The sequence below is a fragment of the Variovorax sp. H27-G14 genome, from assembly GCF_046156345.1.
Taxonomy (GTDB): Bacteria; Pseudomonadota; Gammaproteobacteria; order Burkholderiales; family Burkholderiaceae_C; genus Variovorax.
Window position 1 is genome coordinate 353,805 of sequence record NZ_JAYLVN010000002.1, and the last position, 26,325, is coordinate 380,129.

A 26,325-nucleotide genomic window follows, 5' to 3' on the forward strand; every position below is an offset into this window, starting at 1 on the left:
GCATGGCCACTCCGAAGCCCACCACCTACGTTGTCGACTCGAAGGGCGATTTCGTCATCGACCGCGACACCGACGCGCAGCTCGACTATTCCTTCGACTGGGCCGCCTGGCTCGCGCTGAACCCCGGCGATGCGATCGCGTCGGTGGTGTTCATCGTGGACCCCACGCTCACGGTGGTGAACCAGTCGCACGACGGCACCACGGCCACCGTCTGGCTCACCGGTGGAACCAAGCCCGTCGACGGCCCGAACAAGCTGCGCGTCACCTGCCGGATCACCACCACCAACACCCCGCCACGGATCGATGACCGGTCCATCTTCTTGAGGACCGTCGAACGATGAACAGCACAGAGCAAACCAAGGCCGCGGATGGCGCCGCACCACCGCATCCCGAGATCGTCGCCATCCACGCGCGGCTCGACGAGGGTGATGAGCGGATGGCGCGCATCGAGACCAGCTTGGCGGCGAACACGACGCTGACGCAGCAAGTGGCCAGCGACACCACCGACCTGGTCGAGTTCGCACGCGCCGCGGCCTGGATCGGGAAGATGGCCAAGCCCTTCAGCTACATCGCCACCATCGGCGGCGCCATCGCGGCGACCTGGGTTGCGTTCAAGAGCGGGACAACACTCAAATGAGCGGCAACACAAAGCTGCTGGCCAAGGTGGCCGCACCGCTGGTGCTGGGCAGCGCTGCGCTGCTTGGCGCAATGCACCATTGGGAAGACCAGCGCCTGGTTGTCTACGCTGACAAGCTGGCCGGCGGGCTGCCGACCTACTGCAGTGGCCGCACACAGCCGCCACGGCCTGTGGGCGAACGGCTCACGCAGGCCCAGTGCGACACCATCGACAGGCAGACGGCTACGGAGTACGGCCGCGCAGTGCTCGTATGCATCCCGGCCGACAGGTTCGACCAGAACAGCCTTGACGCCTTCACCCTGTTCGCTATCAACGTGGGGAAGCAGGGCGCTTGCGGCTCGCGCGCAGCGCAACTGCTGCGCGACGGCAACCGCGAGGCCGCGTGCAAGGCGCTCGCGCGCGGGCCGGATGGTCGGCCGGTGTGGAGCTTCGCCGGTGGCGTGTTCGTACAGGGATTGCAGAACCGCCGGCAGTACGAGGCGAACTGGTGCTTCAAGCTGGCGGAGGCGGGTTGATGCTGCCCGACCTGAAGACCCCGCTGCTCTGGGCCCTTGGCCTCGCCCTCGTGGCGGCGCTGGCCACCGCCGGCATCGAGCGTACGCGCGGCGCCAGCGCGCGGACCGACGCGGCCTCAGCGCGGCAGGAACTTGCTGAATACCGCGCAGCACAGGCCGAAAGCCAGCGCCTGGCCGAGCGCGCCCAGCGCACCGAAGAACAGCGCCGCGCCGCGGCCGTCGCAAAGGAGGTCATAGATGCCCAATCCCGCATTGCTTCTCTCGAAGCTGACCTGCAGCGCGCTCGTACTGCTGCTGTCAGCCTGCACGACGCCGCCGTCATCGCCGCCCGTCGAGCCCGCGCGCAATCCGCCGCTGCCGGCGCAGGCGAGGGCGAGCCTGGTGCAGACGCCCTTGATCTGCTCGTTGGTGTGCTCGAGCGGCATAGCGACGAGCTTGTCACGGTCGGCCAGTACGCTGACCGGCTCCGTATTGCCGGCATCGCCTGCGAGCGCTCCTACGACGCCCTGACCACGAAATGACGATGCCAGGCCAGTAGGGGGTGCCTGTCGTCTGCGGCGCTCTTCTTCGTCGCTATCCAACCCCCTGCAGTGAGGGCCGGGTCTAGAACAAGGCCCGGCCCCCGCACCCCCGTAGCGTTTGCCCGCGCTTGGGCCTCCGACGACCATTGCAGCCACATGAAAGGCTGAACCATGGCGAACGAACAACAAGCCGGCGTTCTGGTGCGCGGCCCCGGCACTGGCACTTCCGATTCCATACCCGCAGCGCTGAGCGACGGCGAGCTGGTCATCCCTGCAGACGATGTGCGCCGCTTCGGCGCTGCGCACCTGATGCGCATGGTCAAGCAGATGGGCAGCCAGTTGCCAGAGCCCGGCATGAAGGAGGGCGTGCAGCACGCTGCCGCCGGCGGCATGATCGCGGACCCTTACGGGCAGCCAACCAACGACGTGACCCGAGTTGGCAACAGCTACTCGGGCGGCAATGTCGTTGGGAGCGTTGCCATCAACGGCCAAGCGCCAGGCGGAACGGTGAGCACCGTCGACAGCTACAAAGCGCCCCCACCACCTGCAGCACCGCCGGTTTTGGGAACCCCGGCCGCGCAGACCCCCCTTGCGCCCAAGCCGGTGATTCCCGGCGCGCAAGTAGCACCTGCACCAGCCGCAGCCACACCAGCGGCGCCCAGTGGGTTGGGCATCATCTCCAGCGCCCCAGTCCAGCAAGTGCGTAGCGCGTTCGCGCCCCCCGTTGCTCCGGCTCCAGCGGCACCTGCGCCAGCACCGCAGGTGCCGGCGGATCGTCGCTTGGGTCTGGCCAGCGGAGGCTTGGTGGACGAGCGCGACCTGAATCGCGCAGCCTTCGGGTTTTTTCCGCAGATGCCAACTGGTGGCACGCCTGTCGCGCGTCCTCTCGCGACGCAGGCGCAGGTTCGCACAGTGGACGCGACACCCGCGGCAACAGCGGCGATTGCTGCTGCTCCAACCGCTCCGGGCGGAGCGCCGGAGGCGTTGCCGGCGTCCTCCTCGGTCGGCCCCGGCCCGCTTTCTGCCCGCGGCAACGTCACTGACCTTGGTGGCGCGAGCGCGCCGGCGGCGGACCGCGTGGCTCAACTGAACCGTGACTCGGATGTACAGCGCAGCCTGTCGGCGCGCGCGTTGGAAACGGCTCAACAGGGCGTCGGCGGCCCGACGCCTGGAATGGGTGTGATCGGCCCCGTCGACTACGCAAACCGCAACGCCGATTTCAACGATTCTGCTCAGATGCGCACGGTTCTCGCGCGCGGCGCGGCGCCGGGGCGAGGCGGCGCGCAGGCGTTCCAGGATGCAGTGCAAGGCGCTGCGATGCCGCTCGCGCAGCGCGCCCAACAGCAGGCTCTGCAGACGAAGGAGCAGGGCGACACGAACCGGGCCCAATTGCAGGAACAGGGCTTGGCAGCGCGCGCTCGGGTGGTTGACTCGCGCCAGCAGGAGGCCAACTCTATCGACCGCGCAAAGCTCGGTGTCGACATCTACAAGTCGGATCAGGCTGCACGGGTCGCCGGCGCGAAAGCGGGTCTCACCGAAGACCAGGCGAAGAGCGCTGGCTATGCGGTGCGCATGGAGAACGCGCTGAAGCTCATCGGCGGGGTGGGCGCCACCAACCCGGGCGCCACGCAGCCAGGGCTTGGCACCGCGCTCGTGAACGTGCTGCCTGAGGCGTTGGCCAACAAGGTCCGCCCTGAAGACCGGCAGCGCGTGGAGGCCGCGCAGCTAGACGCGCTCGACGCTGCGTTGACGCTCAACACGGGTGCGGCCTACACGAAGGAGCAGTTGCAGGGGCTCAGCCGTTCCTACTTCGCGCAACCAGGCGACGCCGACAAGACTGTGTCCGAGAAGCAGCAGCGCCTGAACAGCCTCATCGACACTGCGCGGTTGCGCGCGGGCCCATCGGGTGGGACTCTGGCAGATACCGCGGTTCAGAAGGCTACGGCGGCAAACGGCGGCGGGGCGCCGCCCGCGCGGGCTCATCCCGATGACATCAACGCGATCCTGAAGAAGTACGGGGGGCCGAAGTGATGGCCGGCAACGACCAACTCTACGACGCGCTGCGACGCGCTGACGCCGCCGGCGATACCGCCAGCGCGACGCGCCTCTCGGATTACATCCGCAGCCAGCCGTCTGCAACGCCCGACGCAGCTCCGACGCAGGAAGCGAAGGGGCAAGGCGGCGGCGTGGCCGAAAACCTCGGCATGGGCCTGCTGCGCGGCGCTAAAGATGTGGTCGACACGGGCGCGCAGTTCCTGGCCAGCGGCTTCGACAAGATCGCTGGCACGAAGGAGGGCGAGCGCGTCAAGGGGCTGAATGATGCTGGCAAAGCCGAATTCGACAAAGGGTACGGCGACAGCACAGCTGCGAGCATTGGGCGCGTGGGCGGCCAGGTGGCAGCGACGCTGCCCGTGGGCGGCGCCATGGGTGCCGTCGTAAAGGGCTTCGGTGCAGGTGCCGCGCTGCCCAGGGTGGCCGCACTGGGCGATGCGATCACGACAGGTGGAATGAGCGCATCCGGTGGTGGTCTTGCGATTCGTACCCTGGGCGGAGCAATCTCCGGCGGCGCGCAGGCAGGGCTCGTGAACCCGGATGACGCTGGCACGGGCGCAGCCATTGGCGCCGCAGTGCCGCTTGCGGCGCGCGCGCTTGGACAGGTCGGCAAGGCCATCGGCGGTGTGGTGCGCCCCTTCTACGGCGCGGGCCAGGACAAGATCGTCGGCGGTGCGCTGCGTGAGTTCGCGACCGATCCCGATGCGGCGCGCGCCGCATTGGCCGGCGCGGGCGAAGTGATTCCGGGATCCGCTCCAACGGTGGCCATGGCTTCTGGCGACTCAGGGCTGGCGGGGCTGAGCCGCACCGTGCAGGCGAACAATCCCGCCTTCGCTGGCGAACTCGCCGCGCGGCAGACTGCGCAAAATCAGGCACGCACCGCGGCCCTTGAAGACGTCGCCGGAAACCCCGGCAAGCTCTCGCTCGCGAAGCAAGCGCGTGACGACCTCACCGGCTCAATGCGAGAAAACGTGCTCGACCGTGCGGGTGAAGTGCCGGTGGGCGATCTGCTGGGCCGAATCGACGGCATGCTCGCGAACCCAAACAATGCAGGGCAGTTGTCGCAGCAGGCCCTTGGCCAGTTTCGCAGCCGCATCGGCTCGTTCATGGCCGAGGATGGCACGGTGAACGCCCGCGCGCTCTACGCCATTCGCAAAGACATCAACGACGTGCTCGAGGGCAAGTTGCAGGGCGAAGCAGGCAACCTTCGCTACGCTGGAGGGCAGCTCCGGCAAGTGCGGGGCGCCCTTGACGATGCCATCGACACCTCAAGCCGCCGCGCCTCAGTTCCTGCATCCCGCGAGCTGGGCCCGCTGTCGCAACGCGTGGGCCCGGAGACCGGCGGCATCACGGGGGATGCTGCCCAGCCGACCTGGCTTCAGTATCTGCGCACCTACGCTACGCAGAGCAAGCCCATCAACCAGATGGAAAAGCTCTCTGAGGTTCTGCAAAAAATTCAGACCGGCACGGTGGACGCCCAGGGCAATGCTGTGCTCTCGGCCGCGACGTTGAACAATTTGCTGAAGAACCAAGGCGAGGATCTGGCGCGACAGCTTGCGCCTGAGCAGCTGAGCTTGTTGCGCCGGCTCCAAGCCGACCTCAACGCTAGCCAACTCGCCAGCAACGCCGGGCGGGCGGTGGGGTCGAACACGGTGCAGAACCTGGCGAGCGGCAACCTGCTGCAGTCGGTGATGGGGCGTGGTCTGTCTGGCGTCCCCGCTGTGCAGGGCTTGGCCGGCCGGGCGCTGAACGTGGTGTATGGCGGCGCGAACGCGCAAATTCAGGAGCGGCTTTCGCAGGCCCTTCTGGACCCGCAGCGCGCCGCGGCGCTCATGCAACCCAAGGGGCCTCTGTCGCGCAGCCTGGCGGCAGTCCCGCTCAGTCTCGCGGCCCGTGCCGCTCCGGTTGCCCTGACAAGTCCAAATCGTTGATGCCGCAGTAGATGCCCCATCCAAGCGCTCCGATGCCGAAGAGGGTCAGTTTGATGATGAGGAACGTGGTCATGGCGGGCACTGTAGCCGGTTTCCGACCTGGTGCAAGTTCGCTGCCGGGCTACTCGCTGCCCTGGCGCTCAGCCGGCACCACGTGCCAGACCTGCCGGTGCTCGAGCATTCGGGGTTCGCCGCCGACCTGCTGCGGATCGAGCTCGATGCCGGACAGCAGAAACCCGGCGCCCTTGAACGGCAGGATGACGGGGTCAGACATGCGGCCGGCAGAGCGGGCCTGAGCAAGGCCCCAGTGCTCAAACAGCATCACCTCCACCAGGTTGCGGCCGGAGTTGTTCTTGTCGCGGTCAGAGTCCCGGATCATGACGGTCGCGCGCAGGGGAGGCTGGCGCTCGGCTGGTTTGAGGCGCAGGCCATTGCGCATCAGGAAGGTGACTTCGGCGAAGAACATGGAGGCAGAATAGCGCGCCCTGCACCGAAATTCGGGGGAATTCCGGGAAGCCGCCCATGTGGGAAAATCGGCGAACACCTTTTAGACAAACTCAAACCCGCCCCCCGTTAATCCCCCAAATTCTTTGCGAACCCGCATGAAATAAGGGAATACGGTGCACGTTCCGGGTACCAAACTTACATGGGAGCATTCGATGCCTCGCTACAACGCTCCATTTGAAATTCATGTGCACGGCGACGTGCCGCTGCGCTCGGACGTGAGCTTCGACCAGATCCAGGAGGCGCTCAAGCCCCTGTGGAAATACGCTGGCGCCAAGTCGCTGGCCGACGGTGCCACCAGCACCTACGAAGAAGAGCCGGGCATCCGCTTCGAGCAGAAGGACCACACGCTGCAGATCTGCTGGACCGTGCCGGGCGACGAAGACTTCCGCCAGGCGCTCGACGAAATGTGCATGGCGCTGAACGAGCTGTCCGACCGCGGCGCGGCCATCGAAGTCACCTTCTACGACACCGATTTCGACGAAGAAGAGGGCGACCCCGACGAAGAGTCGCGCGACGACTTCCTGATGCTGTTCGTCGGCCCCAATCCGGCCGCGATCATGCAGGTGCAGCGCGACCTGCTGGTGGAAGACGTCATCAACCTCATGGAGCGCCACTTCGACGGTGCCGAGCTGGGTGGGGTTGTCTCCGAGATCGATCGCCTCTTCAGCGACCGTTTCGACGCCCTGGTGAACTCATTGGAGATCGGCAAGCGCCCGCGCGGCACGGGCGGTCCGGGCAGCGGCGGCAGCGGTGGTGGCCACGGCGGCGGTCGCCGTCCGCGTCACCTGCACTGACCGACTTCTGCACCCTGCTTGAAACAGGGCGCGCAGCCCTGTTTCTTGCCTCCAACCCCGCGCTGCGGGGTTGATTCCCCTCAGGGCAGCTTGTCCCCGAACAGGCTGTCGTTCGTCAGCGGATAACCGACCGCAGGCGCATAGCGCTGCACCCAGTTCGCCGGGTTCTTCACCCGCGCCGCGAACGCGCCCAGGTCCGACCGGTCAAGCGATCCGGTGTAGATCGAATTGGTCTGGTTGGCCGGCGACACCGTGAAGCTGAAAGCCGTGCCCGCCGTCGTCAGAGCCGCGGGTATCTCGCCCGCAGGCCCGCCCAGCGTGATGCTCGCGAGGTAGTTGCCCACCGCGGTGATCTTCCCCGCCTTGCCGTCTCCCAGGTCCTCGATGGTCCCTCCCGCAATGGCAAAGATCGTCTCCGACTTGCCGATGCCGCCCGGCGACCCCATCGTGAAGCCCTTGTCCGCAATCGGACTCCCGACGACGTCGGTCTGAATGGTCACGATGGTGCCGGCCGGCAGGTTCTGATCGGCGGTCCAGAAGAAGGCCGTTTCGTTGATGATGTCCTTGAACTCGTTCGGGTCCGCCTTGCGATCGCGGTCGGTGAACAGCACCTGCGTGCCGCCGTTCACCGCCTTCAGCAGCACGAAGGCATAGGCATCGGGTGCCTCCGCGTTGGCGGCCATGAAGAGCAGATCACCGGCGACCAGCGGCGTGGGCACGCCGGCCGTCACAAAGCTCAGCCGCGTGGCATCGGCGATGCCCGCGAAGGCATTGCCGGCATCGTCGGTGATGGCATTGGCATCCACCGTGATGTAGTAGCCCGTGCTCATCGCCAGCTTGGCCGTCGGCACCAGCTTCAGCACGTTGAACGCTGCCTGCACGCGCCCGGCGGGGCTGTTGGTGTGGAAGCTCTCGACCACGCTGCCGTCGGCCTTGTGCAGCACGATGCTGCCGGCGCCCAGGCGCACGCCTTCGTTGAAGGTCAGCGTGATGGAGGTGTCGAGGTTCACGCCCACGCGGCCTGCCGCCGGCATCGCTTTCTTGAGCACCGGCCCGGTGGTATCGACCCGCGGCGCACCCAGGCGAACGACGAAGCCGTCGAACTTCTGCTCGGCCGCCGGCAGGTCTTTCGAGGCGGTGTTGCCGTCCCACTTGGTGTCGCCGTTGTCCAGCAGCAGCTGCACCTGCGTGCCGGCCTTCACCGGCCCCGGCACGTCGACGGTGGACTCGAAGCTGCCCCCCGTTTCCTTGCGCAGCGCATCGAGGTCGTTCGACAGTTCGACAGGCGCGTTGTTGGCGTTGCCGTCCCAGGCGAACAGCGCGAAGTTGCGGTCCACGTCCGGGCTGCTGGCGCCTGCCGGGCCGGCAACGATCAGGTAGTTGCCGTCCGTCCCCTTGTCGATCGAGCGAATGCCGCGCCCGCCCAGCGCCAGCTCGATGGGCGCGCCGAAGGCTGCCTGCGTCGCCGTGCCGGCCATCAGCGCGGCGTAGTTCTGCAGCGGCACGATCAGCGCCTTGGTGCGCACCGACGCGCCTGTTTGCGGCGCCCTGAAGCCCAGCCACAGCGCCGTGTCGCCCGGTGCGCTGGTCATGCCTTCGATGGAGAAGCCGTCCACGCGCTCCGGCACCACGCCGGCCGCCGCCGACGCGGCAAAGCCGAAGTGTTTGGCGCCCAGCCCGTGCGCGTTGCCGGTGTCCCAGGCGATCAGTTGCGCCTCGAGCAGCGAGAACTGGCCCACGTAGTCGAACGCGGTGGCCGCGCCGGTGCCTGTGACCTTCACCGCGAAGAGGTGCGAGCGATCGGCCGCCGCGTCGCCGCCGTCTTTCTTGTTGCTGTTGGAGCCGGTGAAGTACAGCGTGTCGCCGATGCGCGTGCCGGCCTCCAGGTCGAGCTCCTTGGCCAGCTTGGGGCCTTCGAGCTTGTAGCTCCATTCCTTCACTGCGGCGCCACCACCGCGCGGGTACACGCGCAGCACGTTGGCTTCGTCGTCCGCCACGAGCATGAAGTTGTCCGGCAGCGCGAGGGCGGTCGATGCGTCCGAAGAGCCTTCGGTGGTGCCTGCGTTGGGCGTGAACCGCGCCTTGGACACCAACTGGTCGGGCTCCACTGTCGGCGGGGTGGCGGGAGGCTGCGCCACGGGTGGCGTGCTGGCGACCGGCATAAAAAAGCCGGCGTTGCCTGCGTCACTGCCGCCGCCGCAGGCGATCAGCAACAACGAGAGGGTGCTGGCGAGCAACATGGGCTTGAAGGGAATGCGGGTCGGAAAGAGCGAGTTCATTGTGCGCGGAGGTTCTCTGGGGGAAACCGCGCATGCTGTTGATTTCGTGTGACTGGCCCGTGAAAGACCAGTCGAAAGTCAGGTGCTCGTCAGGGCATTTGCCGGAGCGTTTTCGGCACCTTGAAGCGCTCGCCGTCGTAGCGCAGCGTGACGGTGCTGAACTTTGCCGGCAGCGTTTTCTCCACGCAGCCCTGGTCTTCCAGCTCTTGCGCGCGGCTCTGGATCAGCGTGCGCGACAGCTGCAGGTCGGCAAAGCCGTTGCTGGCGCCCTTGCCGACCGACAGCATGGTGCGCAGGTTCTCGAAGTGGCCGGTGCAGGTGGCGTCCCAGCCGCCGTTGTCGTGGTCGAGCTCTATCTCCTGCAGCACCTGGCGAAACTGCTTGCCGTGATGCACGTACAGCCGCACGGTCTCGCTCGCCAGCGGGCTGCCCGGTCCGCTGGTGCCGCGGTAGCGTACGCGCACGCCGAAGGCACGCGCCTCGGGCGACAGCACGTAGCGCGAGGTGTCGATGCGAATGTCCTGAATCGACGTGGTGGCGTCTTCGTCGAGCGCCTCCGGCTGCATGAGGCGGCCGATGACGGTGTCGCGCTCGGTGTTGCCGTTGTCGGGCCGCTGAATCAGCAGGATCTCCAGGTCGAAGACCTTGGCGCCGTGGTCGGTGGTTTCGCGCGGCATGGGCAGCACGACGATGCTGCGCCCCGGAAACGCCGGCCAGATCTTGCAGGCCGCGAGCCGCTCGTCGAGCGGGCGGTTCGGATGCAGCTTGGCGTGCATGCGCTCGGCCAGGCCGCTCTCGCAGGCCGCGTGGGTCACCTGGCTCAGGCCGGTGGCCGAAAGAAAAAGAAGGAGGAGGGCGGCGTGGCGCAGCAGATGCATGGGGTCAGACTGCGGTGGTCGCCGTGGCCGGGATGGCCGGGGTGGGCATCGTGAGCCCGAGCCAGCGCCTGGCCGCGGCTTCGAGCACGGTGACGTGGCCGCTGCTTTCGAGCGTCAGATTGCCGGGGCCGCCCTCTGCCAACTGCTCCGCGAGTTGCCCCGCGGATGCCAGCAGCCGCCGCGTCTGCTGCGCGACCGGCACACCCGTGTCGATGAAGCGCAGCGAGGCCGGCGCATGCCGGCGCAGTTCGTCTTTCACGAGCGGGTAGTGGGTGCAGCCCAGCACCACCGTGTCGACGTCGTCCGGGCCGTTGCCGAAAGGCCCGGCCTCGTTCATGTAGCGCTCGCACAGGGCCGAGATGCCCGCGGCGTCGAAGCCTTCGATGGCCTTCACCAGCCCGTCGCAGGGCACCTGGCGCACGTCGGCCGATCCGGCGAACGATGCACGCAAGGCCGCGTACTTGGCACTGGCCAGTGTGCCGCGCGTGGCCATCACCGCCACGCGACCGGTGCGGCTTGCCGCCACCGCGGGCTTCAGGCCGGGCTCCAGGCCCACGATCGGCAGGTTCGGGTGCTCGGCCCGCAGCAGGTGAATGGCGGCGGTGGTGGCCGTGTTGCAGGCCACCACCAGCGCCTTGATGCCGTGCGCGCGCAGCAGGTGCTCGACCACCGCGCGCGAGCGCTCGATCACGTAGGCGTCTCCGCGTTCGCCGTACGGCGCATAGGCCGTGTCGGCGAAGTACACGAAGTTTTCGTGCGGCAGCTCGGCCCTCAGCGCGGCCAGCACGCTGAGCCCGCCGACGCCACTGTCGAAGACGCCTACCGGGTTCAAGCGGCTTCCATCATGATGGTCTTGAACTCGCCGCTGGCGATGCGCTTCTGCCACTCGGCCGGGCCGGTGATGTGCGCGCTGGTGCCACCGGCATCGACCGCCACCGTCACGGGCATGTCGACCACGTCGAATTCATAGATCGCTTCCATGCCCAGGTCCGCAAAGCCCACCACCTTGGCGGTCTTGATGGCCTTGCTCACCAGGTAGGCGGCGCCGCCCACGGCCATGAGGTAGGCGCTCTTGTGCTTCTTGATGGCCTCGATGGCGACCGGGCCGCGCTCGGCCTTGCCGATCATCGCGATCAGGCCCGTCTGGGCCAGCATCATTTCGGTGAAGCCGTCCATGCGCGTGGCGGTGGTCGGGCCGGCCGGGCCCACGGCTTCGTCGCCCACCGGATCGACCGGGCCGACGTAGTAGATGACGCGGTTGGTGAAGTCCACGGGCAGCTTCTCGCCCTTGGCCAGCATGTCCTGAATGCGCTTGTGCGCGGCGTCGCGGCCGGTGAGCATCTTGCCGTTCAGCAGGATCGTGTCGCCCGGCTTCCAGCTGGCCACTTCGGCGGGCGTGAGCTTGTCGAGGTTCACGCGCTTGCTCTTCTTTTCGTCGGGCGCCCAGTTGACGTCGGGCCACAGGTCCAGCGACGGCGGGTCGAGGTACACCGCGCCGCTGCCGTCCATGGTGAAGTGCGCGTGGCGCGTGGCCGCGCAGTTGGGAATCATCGCCACGGGCTTGCTGGCTGCGTGCGTGGGGTACATCATGATCTTCACGTCCAGCACGGTGGCCAGGCCGCCCAGGCCCTGTGCGCCGATGCCCAGTGCGTTGACCTTCTCGTAGAGCTCGATGCGCAGCGCCTCGACGTTGCTCAGCTCGGCGCCCGATGCCTTCTTGGCCTGCAGCTCGTGCATGTCGAGGTCGTCCATCAGGCTTTCCTTGGCCATGAGAGCGGCTTTTTCGGCGGTGCCGCCGATGCCGATGCCCAGCATGCCGGGCGGGCACCAGCCTGCGCCCATGGTGGGCACGGTCTTGAGCACCCAGTCGACGACGCTGTCGCCGGGGTTCAGCATGGCCAGCTTGCTCTTGTTCTCGCTGCCGCCGCCCTTGGCCGCGACGGTCACTTCGAGCTTATTGCCGGGGACGATCTCGGTGAAGATGACGGCGGGGGTGTTGTCCTTGGTGTTCTTGCGGTCGAACTGCGGGTCGGCCACCACGCTGGCGCGCAGGGTGTTGTCGGGGTGGTTGTAGCCGCGGCGCACGCCTTCGTTGATGGCGTCGTCCAGGCTGCCGGTGAAGCCGCCCCAGCGCACGTCCATGCCCACTTTGAGAAACACGTTGACGATGCCGGTGTCCTGGCAGATGGGGCGGTGGCCGGTGGCGCTCATCTTGCTGTTGGTGAGGATCTGCGCGATGGCGTCTTTGGCCGCAGGGCTCTGTTCGCGTTCGTAGGCCTTGGCTAGGTGGGCGATGTAGTCGGCGGGGTGGTAGTAGCTGATGTACTGCAGCGCGGCGCTGATCGATTCGATCAGGTCGGCCTGCTGGATCGTGGTCGTCATGGTGGGGGGCTTTTTTATGAATGTGAAAACGCCCGGGGATTATCTCAGCGCCGTTTGTGTGACGTGGGTTCATCCCGGGTTACGTTGTTCAGGGCGTGTGCACAGGCCGCCGGGTACTCCCCTCCGCGAATGTCCCCCGCTTCGCTCCTCCTTTATTTCGCTGCGGGGAGCACCCGACGCCCTGTGCACTGGGGCACGCTGCTGGTGCTCGCTGATCAACCCGCGCTCTGAGCAACGACCCCGCTGTCGGTTTGCAGCCGATCAACCAGTGCGCTGAAAACGCTCACGCCGATGGGGTGCCTTGCGCAGCGAAATAAAGGGGGAGGCCGAAGGCCGGAGGACATTCGCGGAGCAAGGTACCCCGTCGGCGTGAGTGGCGCCCCGAATGGCTTTGGTGTCGAAGTAAATCATTACCACCTAATTGATCCACGCTGCCATCCCATATTTTGGTGACCTCAATCCAAATTCCCGGAAATTTTTCTCGTATTCATTAAATTCCTATTGACGAATCCTGCTCGCACGGCGAATCTGCCGGCGGCGGAGGACGCCAAAAGGAAAAATCATGAAAATTCTGTCGAGCGCAATACTGTGCGTGGCCATCACCCTTGCCGGCTGCCAGACAATTGAAGATCATGCATTTGCGGGCTATTCGGTTCGACCCATCGATAAAGATTCGATGGCTTCCAGTTCGGCCATCGTGACCGAACTCAAACGCGTCAGAACGATAGATGCTGAAAAAAGTCCGGGAAGAAGCATTGTTTCTGAAGCTTGCTTTGCAAACTTCACCGTCGTACCTCCGGATTGCCAAAGGGAAAGAAACGAAGCCCTGTCTATTTTGATGATGGCATCTTCGAATCTTTGTCTCAAACACAGGCAGTCGATTTACGGTCGGGAAGCCGCTACAAACGTCACTTTCGGAACCCTGACCAACTTCTTCGCAGGTGCCGCAGCCGTCGTCAATTCAGACAGCGCCAAAACGCTTTACGCCGCTCTCGCCTTGTTTTCTAATTCCGAACGTTCGTTGGTCAATGAGACCGTCTACAAACAGATGGTCGTCACTGCGGTGGATAAAAAAATTGTTGAATCGTACGAATCGAAAATGCTTGTCATCGACGGGAAAATGAACGACTCCTACGCCAGCTACGGCATCTATCAAGGAATTAATGACATAACAACGTTGCACAACAGTTGTTCATTCATGTCAGGCCTGGGCCTTGCGCTTGAAGAAGGCACAAAAGGTTCAAAGGCCAAGAAGATTTCGACTCTTCGTGGCAATTTGATGAACATCGAAAATGATCGAAAGAAATACTGCGTCGCTGGCAATTCGGCGGATCAGCAAGCAGCATGCACCAATGTCACTGACCGCGCCAAAGCTGTCACTATCAGCCTCACCGCGCTCGAAAGCTCTCTCGACTGACCGAGCGCCAGCGCCTAATTCGCAGCAGCCCGCGCCTGCGCAATCCACCCGTCGAACAATTGCTGGTGCACCTTGATCCACCCGTCCGTGTGCCGCTCCACGTCCTTCTGCGTGTTCGCGCCCTGGCTCATGCGCAGGTTCTGCGCATTGATGTCGCTGATCGGCAGCTTCATCACCTCGAACAGCTTCGCTGCCGCCGGGTTCTTCTCCGCGAAGGCCCGGTTGGCGACGATCTGTTCCTGGTTGGCCTGAAAACCGTAGTTCTTGCCGTTCGGCAACTGCGTGTCCGCCTGGCCTTGCTGCGATGAAGAAAACGGCACCTGCAGCCACACCACGTCCGTGCCCGGGCGCAGCACCGCGCTCACCCAGTAGGGCGTCCACGTGTAGTACAGCACCGGCTTGTCCTGCTTGAACCGGGCCATGGTGTCGGCCATCAGCGCGGCGTAGCTGCCCTGCTTGTGCGTGACGGTGTCGCGCAACTGATAAGCCGCGAGGTGGCTCTCGATGGCCAGCTCGCAGCCCCAGCCGGGGTTGCAGCCGGTCAGGTCGGCCTTGCCGTCACCGTCGGCGTCGAACAGCTTGGCAATGGCCGGGTCCTTCAGCTGCGCGATGTTGGTGATGTTGTATTGCTCGGCCGTCTTGCGGTCGATCAGGTAGCCCTGCACCGCGCCGTCTGAATACACACCCTTGCGCCACAGCTTGGCGTCGCCGCCGCTGTTCTTGTAGAAGTCGGCGTGCAGCAGGCTCCAGTGGTTGGCCATGAAGGTGGCGTCGCCGTTGGCAATGGCCAGGTGTTCGGTGGCGGGCTCCAGGTCTTTCATGGGCTCGACGGTGTAGCCGAGCTTCTCCAGCCCGCGCATCACCAGCAGCGTTTGAAACGCCTCTTCAGCCAGCGAGCTCTTCAGCGGCAGCACGGTCACGCCCTTGCCGGGCAAATCGTTGGCGGCGTGGGCCAGCGGGGCGGCCAGGCCGATGGCCACGAAGCCGAAGGCCAGCAGGCCGCGTGAAATGAGGTTCATCTTGTTCATGTGTCGGGTTCCTCCTGCGGCTCAGTGCGCTTGGGTGGACAGGGCGGGGAGCGCGGGAAGGGCGGCGTTGTTGCCGGGCTCTCCTTGGCGCGAAGACGTTCCCGCCACGCTTTGCAGCACGCGCAGCGTGAAACCGGCCGGGCCGGTGTGCCACCAGCGGCGCCCGCCCGCGCGGCGCGACTTGCCCATGGCCTGCGTCAGGCGGTCCAGCGTGATCGCCAGCAGCACGATGCCCAGGCCGCCCACGGTCGCCAGGCCCATGTCGAGCCGGCCGATGCCGCGCAACACCATCTGGCCCAGGCCACCCACGGCGATCATCGAGGCGATGACCACCATCGACAGCGACAGCATCAGCGCCTGGTTGATGCCCGCCATGATCGACGGCATGGCCAGCGGCAGCTGCACCTTCACCAGCATCTGCCAAGGCGAGGCGCCGTAGGCGCGCGCGGCCTCGATGAGGTCGGGCCGCACCTGGCGCAGGCCCAGGTTGGTCAGGCGCACCAGCGGGGCCAGCGCGAAGATGATCGTGACGATCACGCCCGGCACGTTGCCGATGCCGAACAGCATCACCACGGGCACCAGGTACACGAACGCAGGCGTGGTCTGCATCGCGTCGAGCACCGGCCGCATGATGCGCTGGGCCCTGTCGCTGCTGGCCAGCAGCACGCCCAGCGGCAGGCCGATGACCATGCAGAACACCAGCGAGGTCAGCACCAGCGACAGCGTGACCATCGCCTCCGGCCAGATGCCCAGCATGGCCACCAGCAGCAGCGCCACCGTGGTGCCGATGGCCAGCGCGCGGCCGGCAAACTGCCAGGCGAGCAGGCCGATGAGCGCGATCATCGCCAGCGTGGGCAGGCCGGTGAGCAGGCTCTGCACCCAGTTCAGCGTGCTGTCGATGGGCAGGCGCACGGTCTGGAAGAAGGGGCGGAAATGTTCCACCACCCAGCCCAGGCCCTGGTTGATCCAGGCTTCGATCGGCAGCGAGCCGTCCCACAGGCGGTGCAGCTGAAAGCCGCCGCTGACGGCATCGGCCTGGCCGGCAGCCTGGTGGGCGGCGTCGAGCTGCGTGGGGGCGTCGAGCCAGGCGCTGGTGGCGGAGGTGTCGGGCGCGGCGGACATGGCTTCCCAGGGGTCGAGCGAGGGTGCCGGTGTCGGGGCCTGCATCGTGTTCGTCATGGCGCTTGCCGCGTCATTCAGCGGCGTGAATTCGGAGGTCGGTGTGGTCTCGTTCATCTGTAGGTCCTTCGAAGTCGATCAGGCCGCGGCGGCGGTGGTTGCTGCGGGCGCGGTCGGCGGCTGTGGCTGCTGTGGCTGTTGCGGCTGATGTGCAGGGTCGATCGGTGGGGTGTCCCGGTCGAGAAACTTCAGCAGCGTCGTCTTGCTGATCGCGCCGCAGAAGCGACCGTCGGCGGCCACCACGGGCACCGCGCACGGTGCCGTGCCCACCTGGCCGAACAGGTCCGCCACGGGCGCGTCGGCGTCGATCACGCCCAGGTCGTTCAGGAACGCATGGCGCAGGCCCAGCGGGCCGGAATGCCCGTCGAGCGCGGCGCGCAGCGTGTCGGCCGACACGGTGCCCAGATAGCGCTTCTGCGGGCTGGTGACGTAGGCAAAGTCGCGGTCCTGGTCTTCGAGCTGCTTCAGCGCCGCGCGCGCGCCGCGCTCCGGGTGCTCGCAGACCACCGTGAGCGACTTGCGCGCGATGTCGCCCGCCTTGAACACGGCCGCCGCATCCACGCCGCGCACAAAGCTGCGCACATAGTCGTCGGCGGGGGTGCGCAAGATTTCGTCGGGCGTGCCGACCTGAATCACCTGGCCGTCTTTCATGATCGCAATGCGGTCGCCGATGCGCATGGCCTCGTCCAAATCGTGCGAAATGAAGACGATGGTGCGGCGCTGTTCCTGCTGCAGGCGCAGCAGCTCCGACTGCATCTCGGTGCGAATGATCGGGTCGAGCGCCGAGAAGGCCTCGTCCATCAGCAGGATCGACGGGTCGGACGCCAGCGCGCGCGCCAGGCCCACGCGCTGCTGCATGCCGCCGGAAAGCTCGTCGGGGTAGCTCGCGCCCCAGCCCGACAGGCCCACCTGCGCAAGTGCCTTGTCGGCCTGCGCCAGCCGGTCTTTCTTGCTCGCGCCCGACAGCTCCAGGCCAAAGGCGGTGTTGTCGCGCACCGTCATGTGCGGCATGAGCGCGAACGACTGAAACACCATGCTGATGTCCTTGCGGCGCAGCGCGCGCAGCTTGGCGTCGGAGTGCTCGTTGATGTCCGCCCCGTCGATCACGATGCGGCCCGCGGTCGGCTCGATCAGCCGGTTCAGCAGGCGCACCAGCGTCGATTTGCCCGAACCCGAGAGACCCATGATGACGAAGATTTCTCCAGCCTGAATTTCGAAGGTGGCGTCGAACACGCCGATCGATTGACCGGTGCGCGCGAGGATTTCTTTCTTTGAAAAACCTTGCCGGACCAGCTCAAGAGCTTGTTCCGGCTCGTCGCCGAAAACCTTGAAAACGTGGTCGATGAGAATTCCTTTGGCCATACGCCGGGGCTCCTTGTTGAAGGTTGGACACAGCGCCGCCCCGGAGGACGGCAACGGACACGCCATCAGCCGATGGGGCCGACCGGGCAAAAAGAGCGCGTGAATAAAAACACGTGCAATGACCCGGCGAGCCTTGAAGGGCTGCCGACAGGCACTGAAGACGACGTGGCGACGAAACCAGTGCCCGCCTGAAGGTGGCGTGGCAGTGGGGCCGGAAAGATCCGGCCGATTTGCCGGGCAGGGCCCGGCGGGGAGAACCTTGCACCGCGACGGGATTCGGGGATCCGCGAGTAGTGCTGGGTGGGCTTTTCCGACCCGGTCGTCATGACCGGTTGAGCGTCGGAAGCCGTTGATTATAACGTTTTGGTATGAAGGGAGTCAACCCGGGGCCTCCGCCGGTATGACGGACAACGCCTCGTTTGTGTGTAGATCGCAGTCCGAAGCGCTCGGCGTTATGCCGCCGAATCAGCTCATTTCGGCAACAGGCAGCGGCAAGGCAGAGCGCGCCATGATTTCTTCCAGGCAAACACTTGAGCGCACCAGGCCGATGCCGGGCAGCGCGACAAGGCGCTCGGTGAGGAACACGTTCAGGTCTTCGAGGTCGGCGGCGATGACCTTCAGCACGTAGTCGAAGTCGCCCGTCACCGAATGGCACTCCAGCACGTTCGGCATGTGCGTCAGCGCTTCGCGGAACGACTTCAGGTCCCGCATGTGGCCGCGGTCCATGCCGATGTGCACGAAGGCCACCACCTTCAGGCCAATGGAAGCGGGGTGCAGCCGCGCTTCATAGCGCGTGATGACGCCCAGCTCTTCCAGGCGATGGTGCCGCCGGCTGCATTGCGCGGGCGAAAGCCCGACGGCCTCCGCCAGTTCGAGGTTCGACATTCGTCCGTTCTGCTGAAGCAGCGCTAGCAAGCGCAGGTCCAGACGGTCAAGTTTTGCCATGCGCAACTTTCCTGGGGTTTGAGCTCAACCCTGCAATAACTTTTCATTTTTTGATGAACAAGTGTTGCAAGTGAGAGCCTATTTCCTCATGAAACGAACAAAATTTCAACGAGCGATGCAAGGAAAGTTCATTTCATTTGGAAAAGTGGACAACGTATTTCATCGCCGCGCAGCCTTCAAATCCAATGAATGATTGAGTTTGAAGTGAATAAATTCGCAGCCAATATTCAGCCGGGGTTTTCATGAATCGTATTCCAGAGCCATTCAGAATAAAGACCATCGAACGCATCGCAATGACGACGCGCGAGCATCGCGTCGAGGCGTTGAATAAAGCCGGTCTCAACCCTTTTCTTTTGCGCAGCGACGACGTGTATATAGATTTGCTGACAGACAGCGGCAGCGGCGCCATGAGCGATCAGCAATGGAGCGCCATGATGAGCGCGGATGAAGCCTATGCCGGCAGCCGCAGTTTTTATCGGCTGCAGGAAGCCATTGAAAAGGTATTCGGTTATCCCTATTTGGTGCCAGCGCACCAGGGGCGCGGGGCAGAGCAAATTCTTTATCCGGAACTTGTGAAACGCCGCGATTCTCAGCGGCCCGTTTTCTTGTCGAACTTCCATTTCGACACCACCAAAGTGCATATCGAAATTGCAGGCGCTCGCGCATTCAATGCATTGAACAAAGAAGCGCTGAACACCAAAACGTACCACGACTGGAAAGGGAATTTCGATCTGCAGGAATTGGCCAGGCTCATTGAGGTGGAAGGCGCATCCAATGTCGCAGCCATCGTCGCGACCGTGACCTGCAATACCACGGGCGGTCAGCCAATTTCCCTTGCCAACCTGCGAGCCGCTTCGGCATTGGCGCGACAGGCTGGAATTCCGATGGTCATCGACGCCACGCGCTTTGCCGAAAACGCCTGGTTCATTCGAGAACGTGAAGCGGAATACGCGAATACAAGCATTCCAGACATTGTTAGAGAAATGATGTCCTGCGCCGATATTGCGGTGATGTCTTCCAAGAAAGACGGGCTGGTCAATATCGGCGGTTTCTGCGCTTTTCGTGAAGACGAAAGTCTTTTTAGGTCGGTTCAGGAGCGTTGCGTGGTCAGAGAAGGTTTTATTACCTATGGCGGTCTGGCGGGCGAGATCTGGCGGCGCTTGCAGTCGGGCTGGAAGAAGCGATGGATCTGGAATATCTCAAATACCGCGTGGGGCAAGTGGCATATCTTGGAGAGCAATTGCGCTCAGCAGGAATTCCGATTCAATTTCCGACTGGCGGACATGCGGTTTTTGTCGATGCCGCAGCTTTGCTTCCGCATATTCCGTCAGAACAATTCCCTGCTCACGCATTGGCGTGCGAGCTTTATATCGAGTCTGGTGTGCGCGCAGTCGAAATTGGCTCCTTGTTGCTGGGCCGCAATCCGCATACCGGCGTGCAGGAAAAAGCGCCACTCGAATCCATGCGGCTCACCATTCCGCGACGGGTTTATACGAACGACCACATGGACTATGTAGCCGACGCATTGGCCGCGGTATCGAAACGCGCGAATTCCATACGGGGCTTGAAATTTACTTATGAACCCGAATTGCTGAGAAATTTCACGGCAAGGTTCGAGTGGGCGAGCGCATGACCTGCCGCGTCGCTGTTCTGGCACGTCGACGACGCAACATCCACCCCCGAATGCCGCCCAAATGACAGTGCCTCTCATCCAGGGCCATACTGCCGGCTCTTTGTACTCCGACACAGCAACCGCATGACCACCAATGCCACGCGCTCCGAGCGCGACACCTTCGGCCCCATCGACGTTCCCGCCGACAAGCTGTGGGGCGCGCAAACGCAGCGCTCACTGCAGAACTTCGACATCTCCGGCGAGCAGCAGCCGCGCGAGATCATCAAGGCGCTGGCGCAGGTCAAGCGCGCGTCGGCCGTGGTGAACCACGCGCTGGGCCTGCAGGACGAGAAAAAAACCAAGGCCATCGTGGCCGCGGCCGACGAGGTCATTGCCGGCAAGCACCCCGGCGAGTTCCCGCTGGTGGTGTGGCAGACCGGCTCGGGCACGCAGACCAACATGAACGTCAACGAGGTGCTGGCCAATCGGGCCAGCGAAATCCTGGGTGGCGAGCGCGGCGAAGGGCGCCTGGTGCACCCGAACGACGACGTCAACCGCAGCCAGTCGAGCAACGACGTGTTCCCCACCGCCATGCATGTGGCGGCCGTGGAAGCCATCACGCACAAGCTGCTGCCCGCCATTGCCAAGCTGCGCGGCACGCTCGACCAGAAGGCCAAGGACTTTGCCGACATCGTGAAGATCGGCCGCACCCACCTGCAGGACGCCACCCCGCTCACGCTGGGCCAGGAGTTCTCGGGCTACGTGGCGCAACTGAAGCACGGCGAAGCGCATGTGCGCGCCGCGCTGCCGCACCTGAGCGAACTGGCGCTGGGCGGCACGGCCGTGGGCACCGGGCTGAACGCACCGAAGGGCTATGCCGAGCAGGTGGCCGCGGAGCTGGCGCAGCTCACGGGCCTGCCTTTCGTGACCGCGCCCAACAAGTTCGAAGCCATGGCCAGCGTCGACGCGCTTGTGCACGCCCACGGCGCGTTGAAGACGCTGGCCGCCAGCATCAACAAGATTGCCAACGACGTGCGCTGGCTTGCGAGCGGCCCGCGCAGCGGCATCGGCGAACTGAGCATTCCGGAGAACGAGCCCGGCTCGTCGATCATGCCGGGCAAAGTCAACCCGACCCAGAGCGAGGCCGTCACGATGCTGGCCGCGCAGGTGTTCGGCAACGACGTGGCGATCAACATTGGCGGTGCGTCGGGCAACTTCGAGCTGAACGTGTTCCGCCCGATGGTGGCGCACAACTTCTTGCAGAGCGTGCGTCTGCTGGCCGACGGCATGGTGAGCTTCAACGACCACTGCGCGGTGGGCATCGAGCCCAACCGCGAGCGCATCACGGAGCTGGTGCAGCGCTCGCTGATGCTGGTGACAGCGCTGAACACGCACATCGGGTACGACAAGTCGGCGTACATCGCGAAGAAGGCGCACAAGGAAGGAACGAGCCTGCGCGAAGCGGCGATTGCTTCGGGGCACCTGACGGCCGAGCAGTTCGACGCATGGGTGGTGCCGGAGAACATGACCGGGCGCTGAGCCACCGACCTGGCGACGCCATGAACAAAGGACCCTCGCGGGTCCTTTCTTGTTTGTGGGCGATCGGTGCGCGATCGGTGCGCGATCAGTAGCCGATGGTGTAGCGCTGGCGCGAGTGCGTGGGCTTTTCCAACTCGTCGATGAAGGCGATCGCGTAGTCCTCGAAAGTGATCCAGCTGCGGCCTTCGGCGCTCACCAGCAGGTCGTCCTGCCCCAGGCGGAACTTGCCCGTGCGCTCGCCTTCGACAAACTCGGCGGAGGGCGACAGAAAGGTCCAGTCGAGCTCTTTCTCGCTGCGCAGCGCGTCCAGGAACACGCCGCCGGCCGAGGCTTCGGCGCGGTAGGCATCGGGGAAGTTGGGCGTGTCGATCACCTTCAGACCGGGCGCCGCGAACAGGCTGCCGGCGCCGCCGACCACCAGCAGGCGCTTCACGCCCGCGCGCTTTACCGGTTCGACGACGGCGGCAGGCGGCACGGTGGCGAAGTGCGCGGCGCTGAACACGGCGTCGTGGCCGGCCAGGGCTTTTTCGAGCGCGGGCGCGTCCAGCACGTCGAGGTCGACGGCCTTCACGTGGGCGCGGTCCGCCAGCTTGGCGCTGGCCTTGCGGGCAATGGCCGTGACGGTGTGGCCGCGGCGCAGAGCTTCTTCAAGCAGTTGGCTGCCGGCGCGGCCGGTGGCTCCGATGATGGCGATGTGGCTCATGAGGGACTCCTGTGAAAGGTCGAAAAACCCGGAAAAGATCGGAAGGGACCGGAAGGGACCGGATGGGGTGATCCCATCTTAGGTTTCCGATTTCGAAAGAAAAACCTCGATTTGCGCGTTTGTTTATTTCTAAAATCGTGCGAATGGACCGATTGAATGCAATGCGCGTGTTCGTGAACGTGGTCGATGCGGGCAGCCTTTCGGCCGCTGCCGACAAGCTCGACATGTCACGCCCCGTGGTCACCCGCTATGTGGCCGAGCTGGAGCAATGGACCGGCGCGCGGCTGCTTCACCGCACCACGCGCCGCCTGAGCCTCACGGCCGCCGGCCAGGAGCTGCTGCCGCGCTGCCGCCAGGTGCTGGAGCTCACGGGCGACATGCAGGCCGCCGTGCGCCACCCGGCCGAAGCGCCGCGCGGGCAGTTGCGCATCACGGCCAGCACCTCGTTCGCGCAGGCCCAACTGGCCGATGCAGTGGCCGACTATGTGCTGCTGTACCCGGGCGTGGCGGTCGACCTGGTGCTGCTCGACCGCGCGGTGAACCTGGTGGACGAGCGCATCGACCTGGCGATTCGCGTGGCGGCGGAGATCGACCCCAACCTGATTGCGCGTCGGCTCACCGACTGCCGCTCTGCGGTGTGCGCGTCGCCGGGCTACCTGAAGGCGCACGGCCAGCCGCTGCATGTGGCAGAGCTGGCGCAGCGCAACTGCCTCACGCATTCGTACTTCGGTCGCAGCCTGTGGAACTTCACGCGCAAGGACACGGGGGAGCCGGCCTCGGTGGCGGTGGGCGGCAATGTGTCGGCGAACGATGCGGCCAGCCTGATGGTGCTGGCCCGCGCGGGCGCCGGGGTGGCGATGCTGCCGACCTACCTGGCGGCGCCACTGCTTCAGTCGGGGGAGCTGGTGCGGCTGTTCGACGAGTTCGAGCCGCAGGTGGTCGGCATGCATGCGGTGTACGCCTCGCGCAAGCACATGCCGTCCACGCTGCGCACGATGCTCGACTTTCTGGCCGAGCGGTTCACCGACGTGCCGGATTGGGATGTGCCGGGCGTGCCGAACTTGCCGCGTGCCATTGCATAGGGCACGCGGGCTTTTTCGGTCAGTGAGGCGCGCCGACCTTCGTCGCGTTCGCGGTCATCAGCTTGTCGGTGTACGCAATGGCGATGGCCGACAGCAGAAAGGTGATGTGAATCACCGTCTGCGCAATCAGCACGCGGTCGGTGTAGTTGTCCGCGTTGATGAAGGTCTTGAGCAGGTGAATCGAGCTGATGCCGATGATGGCCGTGGCCAGCTTCACCTTCAGCACCGACGCGTTCACATGGCTCAGCCACTCGGGCTGGTCGCGGTGGCCTTCCAGGTTCATGCGGCTCACAAAGGTTTCGTAGCCGCCCACGATCACCATGATGAGCAGGTTGGAGATCATCACCACGTCGATCAGCGCCAGCACCACCAGCATGATGACCGTCTCGTTCAGCGCGCCGACCGGGGCGGCGGTCTTGTAGCCGATGCTGGTGATGAGGGCCTGCAGCGCGGTCTGGCTGCCGAACGCGGCCTCCACCAGATGCAGCAGTTCGACCAGAAAGTGCACCACGTACACCGCCTGCGCCACGATCAGCCCCAGGTACAAGGGCAGTTGCAGCCAGCGGCTCGCAAAGATCAGCTTGGGCAGCGGCCCCATGGGCACGGTCCGGCGGATGGGCGGGTTCAGAGGATCGAAAGGATCTGGAGCGGACATCGGGAGGGTGGTCGTGGAGGACGAAGGATTCTAGGGGTGCCCCCGTGTCGCCCTCGTGATAACCCTGCGAACTAACATCGGACAGCCCGCCCCCCGTCAGTGACCCGTAAGTGCGGCGGTCGACATTACGCCCGCATTCCATCCAGGAGACAAAGAGCATGAGCACCCCATCGAAGAACATTCAATCCGTGCTGGTCGAGAACCGCGTGTTCCCGCCCGACGCCCGCGCCACCGAAGGCGCACGCATCTCCGGCATGGCCGCCTACGACGCCCTGTGCAAGGAGGCCGAGCAGGACTTCGAGGGGTTCTGGACCCGCCTGGCCAAGGACAACCTGCAATGGACCAAGCCCTTCACCCGCACGCTGGACGAGTCGAAGGCACCGTTCTACGAATGGTTCGGCGACGGTGAGCTCAACGCCAGCGCCAACTGCCTCGACAAGCACATGGGCACCCCGGTCGAGAACAAGACCGCCATCGTCTTCGAGGCCGACGACGGCACGGTCAGCAACGTCACTTTCAAGGAACTGCTGGCCCGCGTGAGCCAGTTCGCCAATGCGCTGAAGGCCGCGGGCATTCAGAAGGGCGACCGCGTCGTCATCTACATGCCGATGACGGTAGAGGGCGTCATCGCCATGCAGGCCTGCGCGCGCATCGGCGCCACGCACAGCGTGGTGTTCGGCGGCTTCTCGGCCAAGGCGCTGCAGGAGCGGATCATCGACGCGGGCGCGGTGGCGGTCATCACGGCCAACTACCAGCTGCGCGGCGGCAAGGAGCTGCCGCTGAAGGCGATCGTGGACGACGGCATTGCCCTGGGCGGGTGCGAGTCGATCAAGACGGTGTTTGTGTACGAGCGCACGCCCACCGCATGGGCGCGCGTCGAAGGCCGCGACAAGACCTTCACCGAAGCGCTGCAAGGCCAGAGCACCAGTTGCCCGCCCGTGCCGGTGAATGCCGAGCACCCGCTGTTCATCCTCTACACCTCGGGCTCCACCGGCAAGCCGAAGGGCGTGCAGCATGCCACCGGCGGCTACCTGCTGTGGGCCAAGCTCACGATGGACTGGACCTTCGACATCAAGCCCGAAGACGTGTTCTGGTGCACCGCCGACATCGGCTGGATCACCGGCCACACCTACGTTGCCTACGGCCCGCTCGCGGCCGGCGCCACGCAGGTGGTGTTCGAGGGCATTCCGACCTTCCCGCATGCGGGGCGCTTCTGGCAGATGATCGAAAAGCACAAGGTGAGCGTGTTCTACACGGCGCCCACGGCCATTCGCTCGCTCATCAAGGCGGCCGAGGGCGACGAAAAGGTGCACCCGAAGAACTGGGACCTGACGAGCCTGCGCATCCTGGGTTCGGTCGGCGAGCCGATCAACCCGGAAGCCTGGATGTGGTACCACCGCCATATCGGCGGCGAGCGTTGCCCCATCGTCGACACCTTCTGGCAGACCGAAACGGGCGGCCACGTCATCACGCCGCTGCCGGGCGCCACGCCGCTGGTGCCGGGCTCCTGCACGCTGCCGCTGCCGGGCATCATGGCCGCCATCGTCGACGAAACGGGCAAGGACCTGCCCAATGGCGCGGGCGGCATGCTGGTCATCAAGCGGCCCTGGCCCTCGATGATTCGCACGATCTGGAACGACCCCGAGCGCTTCAAGAAGAGCTACTTTCCAGAGGAGATGGGCGGCACCATCTACCTGGCCGGTGACGGCGCGGTGCGCAGCGAAGACCGCGGGTACTTCCGCATCACAGGCCGCATCGACGACGTGCTGAACGTGTCGGGCCACCGGCTGGGCACGATGGAAATCGAGTCCGCGCTGGTGTCCAAGACCGACCTGGTGGCCGAAGCCGCGGTGGTGGGCCGGCCCGACGACGTGACGGGCGAGGCGGTGTGCGCCTTCGTGGTGCTCAAGCGCAGCCGACCGACCGGCGAGGAGGCCAAGCAGATCGCCAACGAGCTGCGTGCCTGGGTCGCCAAGGAGATCGGCCCCATCGCCAAGCCCAAGGACATTCGCTTTGGCGACAACCTGCCCAAGACGCGCAGCGGCAAGATCATGCGGCGCCTGCTGCGCAGCATCGCCAAGGGCGAGGAGATCACGCAGGACACCTCCACGCTGGAAAACCCGGCGATCCTGGAGCAGCTGTCGGAAAAGCTCTGACGCTGCGCGCGGTGTAAACGCGCTTTACACGCCCTGTAGGACGTGGCCGTTAATGCGGCCATCTGCGCCGAACGGGCTGCTTCGCTGAGGTAAAACCATTGGAGTCACCGTGCGGCTTGCAGCGCACGGGCATTTGCAATTTCTGCATTTG

Annotated in this window: 23 protein-coding genes and 1 pseudogene; 13 read left to right on the forward strand and 11 right to left on the reverse strand. The window is 65.1% G+C overall.

Annotated features, from left to right (window positions below):
• Positions 1 to 2 precede the first annotated feature (2 nt).
• The 6 genes from VLK31_RS07200 to VLK31_RS07225 all read left to right on the forward strand — a co-directional run bounded on the left by VLK31_RS07200 (position 3) and on the right by VLK31_RS07225 (position 5,656).
• Positions 3 to 341 carry a hypothetical protein gene (locus tag VLK31_RS07200; RefSeq protein WP_409167697.1) on the forward strand — a complete coding sequence of 113 codons (339 nt, stop codon included), beginning with the start codon at positions 3 to 5 and terminating at the stop codon, positions 339 to 341.
• Entirely contained in the window at positions 338 to 637 is a 300-nt protein-coding gene (locus VLK31_RS07205) for a hypothetical protein (RefSeq protein WP_409167698.1), read from the forward strand. Before VLK31_RS07200 ends, VLK31_RS07205 begins: the two co-directional genes overlap by 4 nt.
• Positions 634 to 1,152: a lysozyme gene (locus VLK31_RS07210; protein ID WP_409167699.1), complete on the forward strand. Its 519-nt coding sequence runs from the start codon at positions 634 to 636 to the stop codon at positions 1,150 to 1,152. The genes VLK31_RS07205 and VLK31_RS07210 overlap by 4 nt, the downstream gene beginning before the upstream one ends.
• Complete coding sequence (locus VLK31_RS07215; RefSeq protein ID WP_409167700.1) at positions 1,152 to 1,673, forward strand: DUF2514 family protein; 522 nt, start codon at positions 1,152 to 1,154, stop codon at positions 1,671 to 1,673. The genes VLK31_RS07210 and VLK31_RS07215 overlap by 1 nt, the downstream gene beginning before the upstream one ends.
• Before the next feature lie 171 nt (positions 1,674 to 1,844).
• Positions 1,845 to 3,704: a hypothetical protein gene (locus VLK31_RS07220; protein WP_409167701.1), complete on the forward strand. Its 1,860-nt coding sequence runs from the start codon at positions 1,845 to 1,847 to the stop codon at positions 3,702 to 3,704.
• Positions 3,704 to 5,656, forward strand: coding sequence for a hypothetical protein (locus VLK31_RS07225; protein WP_409167702.1), 1,953 nt, complete (start codon positions 3,704 to 3,706; stop codon positions 5,654 to 5,656). Before VLK31_RS07220 ends, VLK31_RS07225 begins: the two co-directional genes overlap by 1 nt.
• 121 nt (positions 5,657 to 5,777) lie before the next feature.
• Here VLK31_RS07225 and VLK31_RS07230 read toward each other — a convergent pair whose 3' ends face one another.
• On the reverse strand, positions 5,778 to 6,122 hold the full coding sequence (locus VLK31_RS07230) for a hypothetical protein (protein WP_409167703.1): 345 nt from the start codon (positions 6,120 to 6,122) through the stop codon (positions 5,778 to 5,780).
• A gap of 193 nt (positions 6,123 to 6,315) precedes the next feature.
• On the opposite strand from VLK31_RS07230, the gene VLK31_RS07235 reads away from it, so the two are divergent.
• Entirely contained in the window at positions 6,316 to 6,957 is a 642-nt protein-coding gene (locus VLK31_RS07235; RefSeq protein ID WP_409167704.1) for a DUF6806 family protein, read from the forward strand.
• 80 nt (positions 6,958 to 7,037) lie between these two features.
• Here the strand turns inward: VLK31_RS07235 and VLK31_RS07240 are convergent, their stop codons facing one another.
• The 4 genes from VLK31_RS07240 to VLK31_RS07255 all read right to left on the reverse strand — a co-directional run bounded on the left by VLK31_RS07240 (position 7,038) and on the right by VLK31_RS07255 (position 12,496).
• Entirely contained in the window at positions 7,038 to 9,236 is a 2,199-nt protein-coding gene (locus tag VLK31_RS07240; protein WP_409167705.1) for an Ig-like domain-containing protein, read from the reverse strand.
• An 89-nt stretch (positions 9,237 to 9,325) separates the two neighbouring features.
• Positions 9,326 to 10,114, reverse strand: coding sequence for a hypothetical protein (locus tag VLK31_RS07245; protein WP_409167706.1), 789 nt, complete (start codon positions 10,112 to 10,114; stop codon positions 9,326 to 9,328).
• Positions 10,115 to 10,118: 4 nt separating this feature from the next.
• On the reverse strand, positions 10,119 to 10,946 hold the full coding sequence (gene murI, locus VLK31_RS07250; protein ID WP_409167707.1) for a glutamate racemase: 828 nt from the start codon (positions 10,944 to 10,946) through the stop codon (positions 10,119 to 10,121).
• Entirely contained in the window at positions 10,943 to 12,496 is a 1,554-nt protein-coding gene (locus VLK31_RS07255) for a fumarate hydratase (RefSeq protein ID WP_409167708.1), read from the reverse strand. The genes murI and VLK31_RS07255 overlap by 4 nt, the downstream gene beginning before the upstream one ends.
• Before the next feature lie 562 nt (positions 12,497 to 13,058).
• Between VLK31_RS07255 and VLK31_RS07260 the strand changes: the two genes are divergently transcribed.
• Positions 13,059 to 13,913, forward strand: coding sequence for a hypothetical protein (locus VLK31_RS07260; protein WP_409167709.1), 855 nt, complete (start codon positions 13,059 to 13,061; stop codon positions 13,911 to 13,913).
• Positions 13,914 to 13,927: 14 nt separating this feature from the next.
• Here the strand turns inward: VLK31_RS07260 and proX are convergent, their stop codons facing one another.
• The 4 genes from proX to VLK31_RS07280 form a co-directional block, all read right to left on the reverse strand.
• Positions 13,928 to 14,941 (reverse strand): glycine betaine/L-proline ABC transporter substrate-binding protein ProX, encoded by a 1,014-nt coding sequence (gene proX, locus VLK31_RS07265; protein ID WP_409167710.1) that lies wholly within the window; start codon positions 14,939 to 14,941, stop codon positions 13,928 to 13,930.
• A gap of 21 nt (positions 14,942 to 14,962) precedes the next feature.
• The gene (gene proW, locus VLK31_RS07270) at positions 14,963 to 16,177 is read right to left on the reverse strand and encodes a glycine betaine/L-proline ABC transporter permease ProW (protein WP_409167711.1); all 1,215 of its coding nucleotides are present in this window, start codon (positions 16,175 to 16,177) and stop codon (positions 14,963 to 14,965) included.
• Positions 16,178 to 16,198: 21 nt separating this feature from the next.
• Positions 16,199 to 17,482 (reverse strand): glycine betaine/L-proline ABC transporter ATP-binding protein ProV, encoded by a 1,284-nt coding sequence (gene proV / locus VLK31_RS07275; protein WP_409167712.1) that lies wholly within the window; start codon positions 17,480 to 17,482, stop codon positions 16,199 to 16,201.
• 465 nt (positions 17,483 to 17,947) lie between these two features.
• The gene (locus VLK31_RS07280) at positions 17,948 to 18,427 is read right to left on the reverse strand and encodes an Lrp/AsnC family transcriptional regulator (RefSeq protein WP_409167713.1); all 480 of its coding nucleotides are present in this window, start codon (positions 18,425 to 18,427) and stop codon (positions 17,948 to 17,950) included.
• A gap of 242 nt (positions 18,428 to 18,669) precedes the next feature.
• Between VLK31_RS07280 and VLK31_RS07285 the strand changes: the two are divergent.
• From VLK31_RS07285 to fumC, 3 genes and pseudogenes are all read left to right on the forward strand, one after another.
• Positions 18,670 to 19,593: pseudogene (locus VLK31_RS07285) on the forward strand (tryptophanase); the annotation flags it as partial.
• Positions 19,594 to 19,610: 17 nt separating this feature from the next.
• Positions 19,611 to 20,060, forward strand: coding sequence for a beta-eliminating lyase-related protein (locus tag VLK31_RS07290; protein WP_409168038.1), 450 nt, complete (start codon positions 19,611 to 19,613; stop codon positions 20,058 to 20,060).
• 123 nt (positions 20,061 to 20,183) lie between these two features.
• A complete protein-coding gene (fumC, locus tag VLK31_RS07295) occupies positions 20,184 to 21,578 on the forward strand; it encodes a class II fumarate hydratase (RefSeq protein WP_409167714.1) in 1,395 nt (464 codons plus the stop codon).
• A gap of 85 nt (positions 21,579 to 21,663) precedes the next feature.
• On the opposite strand, the gene VLK31_RS07300 is transcribed toward fumC, so the two are convergent.
• Positions 21,664 to 22,281 carry an NAD(P)-dependent oxidoreductase gene (locus VLK31_RS07300; RefSeq protein ID WP_409167715.1) on the reverse strand — a complete coding sequence of 206 codons (618 nt, stop codon included), beginning with the start codon at positions 22,279 to 22,281 and terminating at the stop codon, positions 21,664 to 21,666.
• A gap of 143 nt (positions 22,282 to 22,424) precedes the next feature.
• Here VLK31_RS07300 and VLK31_RS07305 point away from each other — a divergent pair, with 143 nt between their 5' ends.
• Positions 22,425 to 23,363, forward strand: a complete 939-nt coding sequence (locus VLK31_RS07305; protein ID WP_409167716.1) for a LysR family transcriptional regulator — start codon at positions 22,425 to 22,427, stop codon at positions 23,361 to 23,363.
• Between the two features lie 19 nt (positions 23,364 to 23,382).
• On the opposite strand, the gene VLK31_RS07310 is transcribed toward VLK31_RS07305, so the two are convergent.
• On the reverse strand, positions 23,383 to 24,018 hold the full coding sequence (locus tag VLK31_RS07310; protein ID WP_409167717.1) for a YqhA family protein: 636 nt from the start codon (positions 24,016 to 24,018) through the stop codon (positions 23,383 to 23,385).
• A 158-nt stretch (positions 24,019 to 24,176) separates the two neighbouring features.
• On the opposite strand from VLK31_RS07310, the gene acs reads away from it, so the two are divergent.
• A complete protein-coding gene (acs, locus tag VLK31_RS07315) occupies positions 24,177 to 26,174 on the forward strand; it encodes an acetate--CoA ligase (protein ID WP_409167718.1) in 1,998 nt (665 codons plus the stop codon).
• The last annotated feature ends 151 nt before the right edge of the window (positions 26,175 to 26,325 follow it).